General features: G+C 75.0%; 14 protein-coding genes. 11 read left to right on the forward strand and 3 right to left on the reverse strand.

Features of this window, described 5'->3' with window-relative positions; genetic code table 11:
- Positions 1-3 precede the first annotated feature (3 nt).
- Together ccrA and ACF07N_RS30160 are read left to right on the forward strand one after the other, a co-directional pair.
- The gene (ccrA, locus tag ACF07N_RS30155; protein ID WP_392119501.1) at positions 4-1167 is read left to right on the forward strand and encodes a crotonyl-CoA carboxylase/reductase; all 1164 of its coding nucleotides are present in this window, start codon (positions 4-6) and stop codon (positions 1165-1167) included.
- A gap of 67 nt (positions 1168-1234) precedes the next feature.
- Positions 1235-1429 carry an antitoxin gene (locus ACF07N_RS30160; RefSeq protein ID WP_365090152.1) on the forward strand — a complete coding sequence of 65 codons (195 nt, stop codon included), beginning with the start codon at positions 1235-1237 and terminating at the stop codon, positions 1427-1429.
- Between the two features lie 54 nt (positions 1430-1483).
- Here the strand turns inward: ACF07N_RS30160 and ACF07N_RS30165 are convergent, their stop codons facing one another.
- From ACF07N_RS30165 to ACF07N_RS30175, 3 genes are read right to left on the reverse strand one after another with little or no spacing between them, the layout of a single operon-like run.
- The gene (locus tag ACF07N_RS30165; protein ID WP_392118879.1) at positions 1484-2509 is read right to left on the reverse strand and encodes a hypothetical protein; all 1026 of its coding nucleotides are present in this window, start codon (positions 2507-2509) and stop codon (positions 1484-1486) included.
- 22 nt (positions 2510-2531) lie between these two features.
- Positions 2532-4016: a class I adenylate-forming enzyme family protein gene (locus tag ACF07N_RS30170; RefSeq protein ID WP_392119504.1), complete on the reverse strand. Its 1485-nt coding sequence runs from the start codon at positions 4014-4016 to the stop codon at positions 2532-2534.
- The gene (locus tag ACF07N_RS30175; protein WP_383326134.1) at positions 4016-4264 is read right to left on the reverse strand and encodes an acyl carrier protein; all 249 of its coding nucleotides are present in this window, start codon (positions 4262-4264) and stop codon (positions 4016-4018) included. Before ACF07N_RS30175 ends, ACF07N_RS30170 begins: the two co-directional genes overlap by 1 nt.
- 323 nt (positions 4265-4587) lie before the next feature.
- Between ACF07N_RS30175 and paaA the strand changes: the two genes are divergently transcribed.
- From paaA to ACF07N_RS30220, 9 genes are read left to right on the forward strand one after another with little or no spacing between them, the layout of a single operon-like run.
- On the forward strand, positions 4588-5595 hold the full coding sequence (gene paaA, locus ACF07N_RS30180) for a 1,2-phenylacetyl-CoA epoxidase subunit PaaA (RefSeq protein ID WP_392118882.1): 1008 nt from the start codon (positions 4588-4590) through the stop codon (positions 5593-5595).
- Entirely contained in the window at positions 5592-5903 is a 312-nt protein-coding gene (gene paaB / locus ACF07N_RS30185; RefSeq protein ID WP_383326140.1) for a 1,2-phenylacetyl-CoA epoxidase subunit PaaB, read from the forward strand. Before paaA ends, paaB begins: the two co-directional genes overlap by 4 nt.
- Positions 5887-6696: a 1,2-phenylacetyl-CoA epoxidase subunit PaaC gene (gene paaC / locus ACF07N_RS30190; RefSeq protein WP_392118885.1), complete on the forward strand. Its 810-nt coding sequence runs from the start codon at positions 5887-5889 to the stop codon at positions 6694-6696. Before paaB ends, paaC begins: the two co-directional genes overlap by 17 nt.
- Positions 6693-7205, forward strand: coding sequence for a 1,2-phenylacetyl-CoA epoxidase subunit PaaD (gene paaD, locus ACF07N_RS30195; protein WP_392118888.1), 513 nt, complete (start codon positions 6693-6695; stop codon positions 7203-7205). Before paaC ends, paaD begins: the two co-directional genes overlap by 4 nt.
- A gap of 7 nt (positions 7206-7212) precedes the next feature.
- On the forward strand, positions 7213-8412 hold the full coding sequence (locus ACF07N_RS30200) for a 2Fe-2S iron-sulfur cluster-binding protein (protein WP_392118890.1): 1200 nt from the start codon (positions 7213-7215) through the stop codon (positions 8410-8412).
- 37 nt (positions 8413-8449) lie between these two features.
- Positions 8450-9226, forward strand: a complete 777-nt coding sequence (locus tag ACF07N_RS30205; protein ID WP_392118893.1) for an SDR family oxidoreductase — start codon at positions 8450-8452, stop codon at positions 9224-9226.
- Positions 9227-9251: 25 nt separating this feature from the next.
- Positions 9252-10100: a tryptophan 2,3-dioxygenase gene (locus ACF07N_RS30210; RefSeq protein ID WP_392118896.1), complete on the forward strand. Its 849-nt coding sequence runs from the start codon at positions 9252-9254 to the stop codon at positions 10098-10100.
- Positions 10090-10938 carry an alpha/beta hydrolase family protein gene (locus ACF07N_RS30215; RefSeq protein ID WP_392118899.1) on the forward strand — a complete coding sequence of 283 codons (849 nt, stop codon included), beginning with the start codon at positions 10090-10092 and terminating at the stop codon, positions 10936-10938. The genes ACF07N_RS30210 and ACF07N_RS30215 overlap by 11 nt, the downstream gene beginning before the upstream one ends.
- A complete protein-coding gene (locus tag ACF07N_RS30220) occupies positions 10935-12194 on the forward strand; it encodes a kynureninase (RefSeq protein ID WP_392118902.1) in 1260 nt (419 codons plus the stop codon). Before ACF07N_RS30215 ends, ACF07N_RS30220 begins: the two co-directional genes overlap by 4 nt.
- Positions 12195-12268: the final 74 nt, after the last annotated feature.

Genomic DNA, 12268 nt, shown 5'->3' on the forward strand with positions numbered 1-12268 from the left:
AAGATGTACGCCTCGCTCATCCGCCGTGAGCGCTACGGACAGCCCGTCGACGCCTTCCGCACGGAAGTGGTCGACGTCCCGCCCGTCGGGCGCGGACAGGTCCTGGTGAAGGTGATGGCGGCCGGCATCAACTACAACAACGTCTGGGCGGCGCTCGGTTCGCCGCTCGACGTGATCGCCGCCCGGCAGAAGGCCGGCGCCACCGAGGACTTCCACATCGGCGGCTCCGACCTGTCCGGGATCGTGTGGGCGGTCGGCGAGGACGTGCGCGGTGTGAAGCTCGGCGACGAGGTCGTCGTCCTCGCCAACCGCTGGGACGAGAAGGCCGAGGACATCCGTCTCGGCGGCGACCCCACCTGGTCCACCAGCCAGCGGGTGTGGGGCTACGAGGAGAACTACGGCTCCTTCGCCCAGTTCGCGGTCGTCGACGACTACATGCTCCACCCCAAGCCCGCCCGGCTCTCCTGGGCGGAGGCCGCCTGCTACATGGCGACCGCGGCCACCGCCTACCGCCAGCTCTTCGGCTGGCCGCCGCACACGGTGCGCCCCGGCGACCCCGTGCTCATCTGGGGCGGTGCCGGCGGCCTCGGCTGCATCGCCATCCAGCTCGTGCGGCACGTCGGCGGCATCCCCGTCGCGGTCGTCTCCAGCGAGGAGCGCGGCGAGTTCTGCCTGAAGCTGGGCGCCGAGGGCTGGATCGACCGGCGCCGGTTCGACCACTGGGGGCGGCTGCCGGACACCTCCGACGACGAGGCCATGGGCCGCTGGCTGTCCGGGGCCCGTGCCTTCGGGCGGGCCTTCTGGGACGTGCTCGGCGAGCGCCGCAGCCCGCGCATCGTGCTGGAGCACTCCGGCGCCGACACGATCCCGACGTCCCTGTACCTGTGCGACAACGGCGGCATGGTCGTCCTGTGCGGCGGCACCACCGGCTACAACGGTGACGTCGACCTGCGCTTCCTGTGGATGCGGCAGAAGCGGCTGCAGGGCTCGCACGTGGCCACCGCCCGTGAGGCCCGCGAGGTCACCCGGCTGATCGACCAGGGAATCATCGATCCGTGCCTGTCTCAGACCTTCGATTTCGACGAGATCGGCCTCGCGCACCAGCTGATCCACGACAACCGCCACCCGGCGGGCAACATGGCCGCCAGGGTCGGCGACCGCGGGTGATTCACGCCCGGCCAGAGGGGTACCTGCGGCGGGGTACGACGCACACGCACCTCCCGGAGGTACCCCCATGGGCAAGCTGGGCGACATGATGAACAAGGCCAAGCAGATGGCCAAGGGTCACCCCGACCAGGCCGACAAGGGCGTCTCGGGCGCCGAGCGCATGGTCGACGAGCGGACGGGCGACAAGTACGACGCGAAGACCGACAAGGCGGCCGACGCCGTACGCCGTTCCTACCGGGACGGCGGCACCCCGGAACGCTGACGCGCCCCCTCCTCCCGCCCCCGGTGCGCCGCACCGGGGGCGGGACAGGTCTGTTCAGGCCCGGTCGGCGACCCAGCTGAACACCCCCGCGCCGGCACGCACCACCCGCACCCGCACGGCACGGCCGGGATCGGCGCGCAGCCGGACGCACAGGCCGCCCGCGCAGGGCGAGGCCAGCAGATCCCGCAGGCCGCCCGCCGCTCCGGCCACGGCGAGGGCCTTCCACGCGGCCTCCTTGGCGGAGAACAGCTCCGTCACGGACCACCCGGCGCCCCCCTCGCACGTCACCTCCTCGCCCCGCGCCCACACGCCCTGGCCATCGGCCGACACGCCGTCGGCGACGTGAGTGCTCCCGGCGACGACCCGGGTGCTCCCGGCCGGCGGCCGCGCACCCCCGCCGTCGGCGGTTGCGCTCCCGGCAACGAGGAGTGAGCTGCGGTCGCCGGCCGGCCCGTCCTCGGTGACGGACAGCGGGGTCCCGCCGTCGGCGGTCGCGTTCTGGACGACGAGCAGCCCGCTGTGGTCGTCGGCCGGAGACTCCCCGGTGAGGGGCAGCGCGTCCCCGTCGTCGGCCGGGACGTCCTCGTCCGCGAGGAGCGTCTCCTCGTCCGCGCGCAGGATCAGGCGGGCCGCCGCCCGGGGGAGGGGACGCAGCTCCAGGTCGCACCCGAGCGGCAGGTCGCGGCCCGGGGCGCCGGCCACCGCGACGGCGATGCCGGCACTGTGCGAGATCGACGCGGCCCGGCCCGGCGGGAACACCGGCAGCCGTCCCGCACGCGGGATCTCGCCGCACTCCAGCCCCACCGCGCGCAGGGCACGGCGGGCGGCCCGCCGGCCCGCCAGGAACTCCAGCCGGCGCCCCGGCGGCATGCCCGCCGCGGCGGCCGCCTCGGCGGGCCCGGCCGGCCGCGCGCACGGCTCCCGGACGGACGCGACCCCCAGCCCCAGCCCGGCGGCGCCCAGCACCGGCGCCAGGGCCGCGAGGGAGCGTTCCACCGCCGCGGCGGGCTCCCGACCGGCACGGGCCGGCCACGACGTCTCCGTCGTGGCCGGCCCGGTCTCCACGGGGCGCCCGGTCATCGCCGTCCACCGCCCCACGCGCTCACACCCGCAGCAGCTTCTTGACGATCTTCCCGGCGGGGTTGCGCGGCACCTGCTCGATGAACTCCACCCGCCGCGGGCGCTTGTACGGCGCGAGCAGACCCGCGACGTGCGCGAGCAGCGCCGCCGCGTCCGCCCGCGCGCCGGGTTGCAGCGCGACGTACGCCAGCGGCACCTCGCCGTAGTCCGCGTCGGGCATCCCGACGACCGCCGCGTCCCGGACCGCGGGGTGGGTCATCAGGGCGCGTTCGATCTCCGAGGGGTAGACGTTCTGGCCCGCGCGGAGGATCAGGTCCTTCGTGCGGTCCACCAGGCTGATGCGGCCCTCCTCGTCCATGAAGCCGAGATCGCCCGTCTTGATCCAGCCGTCGAGGGTGATCTCACGCGTGGCCTCCGGGTCGTTCCAGTAGCCCTGCATGACACCCGGTCCACGCACCACGATCTCCCCGATCTCGCCCGGCGGCAGCTCTCGGCCGCCGGCGTCCACCGCGCGGGCGGACATCCCCGGCACGACCCGCCCGCACGGGATGCGCGCGGTGACGTCGCCGGGGGCCGGGTGCTCCTCGGGGCCGAGCGTGACGAACGGGCCGCCCACCTCGGTCATCCCGTACACCTGCCGGAAACCGCAGCCGAGCCGCTCGACCGCGTCCGCGTAGACGTCCAGCGGCATCGGGGCGGCCCCGTAGAGCACCTCCCGCAGGGAGGACAGGTCGGTGTGCCGGGACGCCTTCGCCTGGAGCATGAAGCGGAGCATCTGCGGCACCAGCCACATGTGCGTGGCCCGGTGCCGCTCCACCGCGGACAGCGCCCGCTGCGGGGTGAAGCCGGGCATCAGCACGACCGTCGCCCCGGCCGCCAGGTAGGTCAGGGACACGACCATGCTGCCGTGGTACAGGGGGCAGCAGTTGACCATGACCATGTCGTCGGTGGGGCGGGCCATCACCAGCCAGCCCAGGGCGATGGCCCGGAAGGACGCGCTGTCGACGGTGACGCCCTTGGCCTGCCCGGTGGTCGCCGAGGTGTGCAGCACGGCGATCGGGTCGGTGTCGGCGACGTCCGGCAGGTCCCGTGCGGCGGCCAGGGTGCCCAGCGCCGCGAACTCGGGCTTGTCGAAGGCCAGCCGGATCCGCACCGACGACGGCAGCCCGGCGTGCCGGTCCAGCAGCTCGGACTCGCCGAGGACCGCCACCGCGCCGACGCGCTCGACGATCCCGGCGACCTCGGACTCGGTCAGGCTGTGGTTCAGCGGCACGAACAGCGCGCCGAGCCGGGCCAGCGCGAAGTAGCTCTCCAGGACCTCGATGCGGTCCTTGGCGAGCACGGCGACCCGGTCACCCCGCTCGATGCCCAACTCGGCCAGGCCGAGCGCCAGTTCCCGGGTCCGGTCGTGCAACTCGCCCCAGGTGACGCTGCGCTCCTCGTCGACGAGGGCGGTACGGCCGGGCCGGCACTGGCGGTTGCGCTCCAGCAACTGCGTCAGCCACATCACGCACCGCCGCTCGCGCCCGCGACCGCACGCTCGGCCACGAAACGCTCGTAGTCGCCGATCGTGCGCAGCTCCTCCATGTCCTCGGCGGTGATCTCGACGCCGAGCCGCTGCTCGACCAGGAGGACGAGGCGCACCAGGTCCCCGGAGTCGATGCCGCTGGCGGCCAGGTCGACGTCGTCGCCGACCTGGCCGGCGTACTCGGCCGTACCGGTGAGTTCGACCAGCAACTCCCTGATGGTGCTCATGGATTCCCCTTTCGCCTCGGCGTGCCGGCCGCCGCGCGGTGTACGACTGTCACCCCTTCAAGAGGGGGCACCGCCCGCTCCCACTCCCCGCGCCGGCCCGTGAGCTTTGTCACGCGCCCGAACCGCGCACGCCGGGGATAGCGGGGCCGCGCGCCCGGCCTCTTACCGCAACGAAGCCACCCGCTCCGACCGGCCCCGCGCGGGCGGTCCCCAGCCGAAGGAGTGATGCGCGTGCCCAGGCAGCCGGTACGGGTCCGGACCCGGCGGCGGCGCCCGCAGCACGGCACCGCAACGGCGGTCGCCGCACACCCGGGCGGTGCCCGGTGACCGCCGCCACCGCCGCTGCCGCGGACGAGGGCGAGCTGCTCGCCCACTTCGACGCGCTCGTCGCCGGCGGCGCGACGATCGAACCGCGCGACTGGATGCCCGACGGATACCGCCGCATGCTGGTCCGCCAGATCGCCCAGCACGCCCACTCCGAGATCATCGGCATGCAGCCGGAGGGCGCCTGGCTCACCCGCGCCCCGTCCCTGCACCGCAAGTCGGTCCTCCTCGCCAAGGTCCAGGACGAGGCCGGCCACGGCCTGTACCTGTACTCCGCCGCCGAGACGCTGGGCGTGGACCGCGCCGACCTGCTGGACGCCCTGCACCACGGCCGGCAGCGCGCCTCCGCCACGTTCAACCACCCCGCCCTGACCTGGGCGGACACCGGGGCCATCGCCTGGCTGACGGACGGCGCCGCCGTCATCAACCAGGCGCCCCTGTGCCGCACCTCCTACGGTCCGTACGCCCGGGCGATGCGCCGCGTCTGCCAGGAGGAGGCCTTCCACGTGCGGCAGGGCTACGACCTGATGCGCGCCCTGTGCGAAGGCACCCCGGAACAGCGGGAGATGGCCCAGGACGCGGTGAACCGCTGGTGGCTGCCGGCCGTGGCGCTGATGTTCGGGCCGCCCGACACCGAGGCGGGCGGCGCCGACGCGCGCACCGCCGCCCTGGGCGCCGCCGTCTCCCGCCGCGCGATCGCCTGGGGCATCAAGCGCCACACCAACGACGAGCTGCGCCAGCGTTTCGTCGACACCTGCGTGCCACAGGCCGAGCGCCTCGGCCTGACGCTGCCCGACCCGGCCATCCGCTGGAACGAGGAGCGCGGCCACTACGACTTCACACCGGTCGACTGGGACACCTACCGGACGGCGCTGGGCGACGACACCCACTGGGCGCGGCAGCGCATCGCCAACCGCCGCGCCGCGCACGAGGACGGCGCCTGGGTCCGCCGGGCCGCCGCCGCGTACGCCGCCCGGAACGACGAGCCGACGGGAGGGGACGCATGAGCGGGAACCCGGAGGGCGCGCCGGCGTCCTGGGAGGTCTTCCTGCGGGCCCGGCGGGGCCTGGCCCACCAGCACGTGGGGTCGGTGCGCGCCGCCGGCCCGGACGCGGCGCTGGCCGCCGCCCGAGACCTGTACACCCGCCGGGGCGAGCCCCTGTCGCTGTGGGTGGTGCGCTCCGACGCCGTCCACGCCGCCTCCCCCGACGAACGCGACCCCTACTTCGCGGGCGCCCGGAACAAGCCGTACCGCTACCCCGAGCACTTCGCACCGCTGACCGAGAAAGGCCCCGAAGGTGAGCACCACGCGTGACGTCCCGGCGGTGCGCCCGGGCGCCCTGGCGGGCGAAGGGACCGGCCCCGACCTGGCCCGGCACCTGCTGCGCCTCGGCGACGACGCCCTGATCCTCGGGCAGCGCCTGTGCCAGTGGATCACACGTGCGCCGACCGTCGACGAGGACCTGGCCCTGTCCAACATCGCCCTCGACCTGATCGGCCACGCCCGCGCCCTGTTCACCCGGGCCGGCCATCTCGACGGGACCGGCCGCACCGAGGACGACCTCGCCTACACCCGCTCGGCACGCGAGTTCACCAACACCCTGCTCACCGAACTCCCCAACGGGGACTTCGCGGTGACCGTGGCGCGGCAGCTCGCCTACACGCACTACGCCGTCCTGTACTACGAGGCGCTCGCGCACTGCCCCGACCCCGAACTCGCCGGGTTCGGAGCGCGCGCCGCCAAGGAGGTCGCCTTCCACCGGCTGCACGCGGACCGCTGGACGGTGACGCTGGGGCGGGGCACCGAGGAGAGCGCCCGCCGCATGCGGCACGGCCTGGAGCGGGTGTGGCCCTACACCGGCGAACTCTTCGAGGAGGACGAGGTCCTGCGCCGCCTGGCGGCGTCCGGTGCGGTGCCCTCCCCGGCGCCGCTGCGCGAGACATGGCTGGAACGCGTCACCGGCGTCCTCACGGAAGCGGGCCTCGCCGTGCCCGCCCCCACCTGGTCGGCCACCGGCGGCCGCTCGGGCCTGCACACTGAGGAGTTCGGGCCGCTCATCGCCGAACTGCAGTCGGTGCGGCGGCAGTTCCCCGGAGGCACCTGGTGAGCGCGAGCGCGGCCGGCACCCCCCGCAGCACCGCGCGGGAGGTACGTGAGCGGGTGGCGGCACTCCCGGACCCGGAGCTGCCCGTGATCGGTCTGGGCGACCTCGGCGTGGTCGGCACCGTCGCCCCGGCCGCCGACGGCGTGCTCGAAGTGGAGATCACCCCCACCTACCTGGGCTGCCCGGCGCTGGAGGAGATCACCGCGTCGGTCCGGGACGTCCTGGCCGCCTGCGGCCACCCGGACGGGCGCGTCCGGCAGGTCCTCACCCCGCCCTGGACGACCGACCGCATCACCCCGGAGGGGCGGCGCAAGCTCGCCGCGCACGGCATCGCCCCACCCCTGTCCCCGGCCCCCGACCGCCCGGTCACCGTCGCACTGGGTGCGGTGCCCTGCCCGCACTGCGGCTCACGCGCCACCCGCCCGCACAGCCCGTTCGGGCCCTCCCGCTGCCAGTCGGTGCTGTGGTGCACGGCGTGCCGCGAGCCCTTCCCCTACCTGACCGCACTGTGAGGCGCACGTGAACACCGCCGCCGCCCCCGCCCCGCCCGGCTCCTCCCCGCGCACCCGCTGGCACCGGCTCCGCGTCACCGACGTGCGCCGGCCGACCGCCGGCACGGTGGCCGTCACCCTGGACGTCCCCGCCGCCCTGCGGACGGTCTTCGCCCACCGCCCCGGCCGGCACGTCGTCGTCCGGCACCGCGCCGGCGACGCCGAACTCCGCCGCAGCTACTCGCTCTGCCCGCCCCCGTACGCCCCCGAGACGCTCCGCCTGGTGATCGGGCGGGGCCGTCCCGACGGCTTCGGCGCCCACGCCGCCACCCGCCTCGCACCCGGCGACCACCTCGAACTCTCCCCGCCCACCGGCTCCTTCGCCCTGCCGGACCTGCCCGGGGCCCACCACGTCCTCCTCGCGGGCGGCACCGGCATCACCCCGCTGGCCCCGATGGCCACGCACGCGCTGCGCCGGGACCCGGCCTGCCGGATCACCCTCGTCCACTCGGTGCGCACCTCAGCCGACGCCCTGCTGGCCGACGAACTCGCGCTGGTGAAGGACGAGTTCGTCGACCGGCTCGCCGTGCTGCACGTGCTGACCCGAGAGGAGCGGGGGAGCGGGGGCGGGCCGCTCGCGGGGCGGCTCGACGCCGGCGCGCTGCGCCGCCTGCTGGCCGCCGTGGACGCCCGCCCCGGCCGGAACACCACCTACGCCCTGTGCGGACCGCCCGGCCTCGTCGGCACCGCCCGGCAGGTCCTCGCCGAGGAGGGCGCCGATCCCTCACGCGTGCGCTGGGAGCTGTTCACGCCCGGCGACACCCCGTGGCAGGCCCCGCCACCGTCCGCACCCTCCACACCCGCAACGGCGACCACACCCGCAACGGCGACCGCACCGCCACCGGAGACCGCAGCCGCGGTGGCGGCCGCCCCGGCAACGGAGGCCGCATCGGCCCGGGTCACCGCCCTGCTCGACGGGCGCCGCCGGACCGCCACCGTCCTGCCCGGGGACCCGGTCCTCCTCGACGCGCTGCTGCGCGCCCACCCCGACGTGCCCTACGCCTGCCGCGAGGGCGTGTGCGGCAGTTGCCGCGCCAAGGTCCTGTCCGGGCGGGTGACGGCGGACGGCCAGCACGCCCTGGACGAGCGGGACCGCGCCGCCGGATACACCCTGGTCTGCCGCGCCCGGCCGGCCACCCCCGACCTCACCCTCGACTTCGACGCCTGACCCCCAGCCCACGCCACCCCCAGCGAAGGAGACAACGATGACCGTCACCGCCCGGCACGAGGGAAAGACCGCCCTGGTCACCGGCGGCAGCCGGGGCATCGGCAGAGCCATCAGCCACCGCCTCGCCCGTGAGGGCGCCCTGGTGGCGGTCCACTACGGCCACAACCTGACCGCCGCCGAACGCACCGTCAAGGAGATCGAAGCCGACGGCGGGCGCGCCTTCCCCGTGCACGCCGAACTCGGCGTCCCCGGCGACGCCGACACCCTGTGGTCCGCTTTCGACCGCGCCCTGGCGGAGCAGGACGCCCCGCCCGGACTCGACATCCTGGTCAACAACGCGGGCATCACCCTGCCGCGCCCGTTCGCCCAGGTCAGCGAGGCCGACTACGACCGTGTCTTCGCGATCAACACCAAGGCGCCGTTCTTCATCATCCAGCGCGGCCTGGAGCGCCTGCGGGACGGCGGCAGGATCGTCAACATCTCCTCCGTCGCGACCCGCGTCGCCTTCCCGCCGATCGTCACCTACACCATGACCAAGGCCGCCCTCGACTACCTCACGCTCTCCCTGGCCCAGGAACTCGGCCCCCGAGGCATCACCGTCAACACCGTCGCGCCCGGCTACACCGAGACGGAGATCAACCCCACCCTCGCCGTCCCGGAGATCCGCCGCCGCTACTCCGAGGCCTCGGTCTTCGGCCGGCTCGGCGACCCGGTGGACATCGCCGACGTCGTCTCCTTCGTCGCGAGCGACGACGCCCGCTGGGTGACCGGCCAGTGGATCGACGCCTCCGGCGGCGTCCACCTCGGTGTGTGACCCCTCCGCACCCCTAGGAGAAGCGATGAACGACCGCACGTCCGCTCTCGACGAGCCGGTGACGGACGACGCCCTGACCCGGCCCTTCGCGGGCGCCAGCCCCTACGACACCTATGTGCACGCGTCCGTCCTCAACTCGCTCCAGCAGCCGCTCACCGAGGCCCCGGACGAGATGGGGTTCCTCGTCACCACCCAGGTGATGGAGCTGTGGTTCACCCTGATCGTGCACGAGTGGCGCACGGCCCGCGTGGCCTTCGCCAAGGACGACCTGCCCGCCGCCGTGGACGCCCTGACGCGCAGCCGCCGCGCGCTGACCGCCCTGGCCGCCTCCTGGGCGCCGATCGCCGCGCTCACCCCGGCCCAGTTCAACGGATTCCGCGCCGCGTTCGGGCAGGCGTCGGGCTTCCAGTCGGCGATGTACCGCCACATGGAGTTCCTCCTCGGCGACAAGTCCGCCGGGCTGCTGCGCGCCCACCGCGGCGACCCGGCCGTCCACGAGGCGCTCGCCGAGACCTACCGCGAACCGTCTCTGTACGACGAGGTCCTGGGATACCTGCACCGGCAGGGCCTGCCCGTCCCGCGCCACGTCCGCGAGCGGGACGTCACCAGCCCGTACACCGGGGACCCCGGGGTCGTCGAGACCTGGCGGCACGTCTACACCGGTGAGCGCAACCACCCGCACCTGGCGCTCGGCGAACTGCTCACCGACATCGCCGAACTCGTCACCCGCTGGCGCTTCGACCACGTCCTGGTGGTGCGCCGCGCCATGGGCGCCAAGCCGGGCAGCGCCGGCTCCGCCGGACTGGCCTGGCTGGAACAGCGGGCGGCCCGCCCGGTCTTCCCCGACCTGTGGGAGGTGCGCGGTGACCTCTAGGGTCATCTCCGCCTTCGCCGCCGAGGAGGAGCAGCGGGTCCTGAGCCTGAAGCCGGTGCTCGCCCCGGTGCGCGGCCGCTACGGCGACCACCCCCACCACTCCTACGACGCCTGGCCCTGCGGCGACCCCGGCGCCCCCCTGGTGATCCTGCTGCACGGCGGCTACTGGCGCTACGACCGCATGCACCTGACGCCCTTCGCGGCCTGGCTCTCCCGGCAGGGCTTCGACGTCCTGCTGCCCGGCTTCCGCCGCTCCGGCGGCGCGGGCGGCTACCCCGAGACCTTCGACGACGTCGCCCGCATCGTCGACACCCTTCCCGAGGGACGGCCCTACGTCCTGGCGGGCCACTGCTCCGGCGGTCACCTGGCCCTGTGGTGCGCCGCCCGGGGACTGCTGCCGCCCGGGTCGCGCTGGCACACCCGCACCCTGCCGACGAGTGTGCTCGCCCTGGCCCCGATCACCGACCTCGCCGCCACCCGACGCGACCGCCTCAGCGACGACGCGGCCCTGCAACTCCTGGGCGGCGAGGAGCACTTCGACGAGCGCCTGCCCGAGGTCGACCCCCTCACCCTGCTGCGGGACGCCGGCACCACCGGCGTGCCCACGGTGCTGCTGCACGGCGCCGCCGACGAGGAGGTCCCGCTCGGCCAGTTCAGCGACTACGCGGCCGTGCACCGGGACCTCAGGACGGTCGTCCTGCCCGGCACCGGGCACTACACCCTCATCGAACCGGGAGCACCCGGCGCCCGCGCGGTCGCCGACACCCTCCGGGACATGGCGGCCGCCTTCACCCCGGGGCACGCCGCCCGCGCGGACGAGGAGGCCGCACACCGATGACCACCTCACTCTCCGCACCGGCCGGCCTGCGCGAGAAGGCCGAACAGCTCGACGCCGACGACCCCCTGGCGTCCCTGCGCAGCCGTTTCCTGCTGCCACCGGACGTCGTCTACCTCGACGGCAACTCCCTCGGCCCGCTGCCCGCCGCCGTGCCCGCGGCCCTCGACGACGTGGTGCGGCGCCAGTGGGGCACCGGGCTCATCGGCTCGTGGAACGCCAACGGCTGGTGGGAGGCGCCCCTGCGGGTGGGGGACGCCGTCGGCGCGCTCATCGGCGCCGCGCCCGGCCAGACGATCGCCGGCGACTCCACCAGCGTCCAGCTGTTCACCGCGCTCGACGCCGCCGCCGCGCTCCGCCCGGACCGGCCGCTGCTGGTCACCGACCCCGGGCACTTCCCCACCGACCGCTACCTCGCCGACGCGGTGGCCGGCCGCCGGGACCTGCGGGTGCGGCGCGTGCCACCGGCGGACCTGCCGGACTTCCTCGCCGCCGAGGGCCACCGCGTCGCCGTGGTCAGCTACTCACCCGTCGACTTCCGCACCGGCGAGCTGTACGACATGGCGGCACTGACCCGGGCCACCCACGACGCGGGCGCCCTCGCCCTGTGGGACCTGTGCCACGCGGCCGGCGCCCTGCCCGTGGACGTCGACGCCCTCGGTGTGGACCTGGCCGTCGGCTGCGGCTACAAGTTCCTCTCCGGCGGCCCCGGTGCCCCCGCCTTCCTGTACGTGGCACGACGTCACCACGCGGCACTGGAGACGCCATTGCCCGGCTGGACCGGACATGCCGACCCGTTCGCCCTGGCCCGGGAGTACACACCCGCCCCCGGCATCGCCCGCGCCCGCATCGGCACGCCGCCGATCCTGTCCCTGCTGGCCCTCGAGGCGGCCCTCACCGCCTTCGACGGCGTCGACCTGGCCCAGGTCCGCGCCAAGAGCCTGTCCCTGACCGGGTTCTTCCTGCGCTGCGCCGACGACCTCCTGGCACCCCTCGGCTTCACCTCGGTCACCCCGGCCGACCCCGCCCGCCGCGGCAGCCAGGTCACCCTGCGCCACCCCCACGCCCGCGGACTGGTCGCCGCCCTCGCCCAACGCGGCGTGATCGCCGACATGCGCGCGCCCGACCTGCTGCGCTTCGGCGTCAACGCCCTCTACACCGGCCACCAGGACCTGCTCGGCGCCGCGCTCCACCTGCGCGATGTGGTCCGGCACGCCGCCTACGACCCCGCTCCGCCGGCCGCGGGGCCGGTGACCTGAGGGGCGGCGGAGGCACGCGGCACGGTGGCGGAGGCCGGGAGCCTCCGGATCCGGGTCGCGCGGGCGGCTGTCAA

Origin of the sequence: Streptomyces sp. NPDC015242 (assembly GCF_043079125.1) — a bacterium.
GTDB lineage: Bacteria > Actinomycetota > Actinomycetes > Streptomycetales > Streptomycetaceae > Streptomyces.

Coding starts and splice junctions, on each gene's coding strand:
- ACF07N_RS30210 (WP_392118896.1), top strand. CDS start 9,252: ATGAACGACCGCACGTCCGCTCTCGACGAGCCGGTGACGGACGACGCC.
- ACF07N_RS30175 (WP_383326134.1), bottom strand. CDS start 4,264: ATGAGCACCATCAGGGAGTTGCTGGTCGAACTCACCGGTACGGCCGAG.
- ACF07N_RS30165 (WP_392118879.1), bottom strand. CDS start 2,509: ATGACCGGGCGCCCCGTGGAGACCGGGCCGGCCACGACGGAGACGTCG.
- ACF07N_RS30220 (WP_392118902.1), top strand. CDS start 10,935: ATGACCACCTCACTCTCCGCACCGGCCGGCCTGCGCGAGAAGGCCGAA.
- ACF07N_RS30160 (WP_365090152.1), top strand. CDS start 1,235: ATGGGCAAGCTGGGCGACATGATGAACAAGGCCAAGCAGATGGCCAAG.
- ccrA (WP_392119501.1), top strand. CDS start 4: ATGTACGCCTCGCTCATCCGCCGTGAGCGCTACGGACAGCCCGTCGAC.
- paaB (WP_383326140.1), top strand. CDS start 5,592: ATGAGCGGGAACCCGGAGGGCGCGCCGGCGTCCTGGGAGGTCTTCCTG.
- ACF07N_RS30170 (WP_392119504.1), bottom strand. CDS start 4,016: ATGTGGCTGACGCAGTTGCTGGAGCGCAACCGCCAGTGCCGGCCCGGC.
- ACF07N_RS30205 (WP_392118893.1), top strand. CDS start 8,450: ATGACCGTCACCGCCCGGCACGAGGGAAAGACCGCCCTGGTCACCGGC.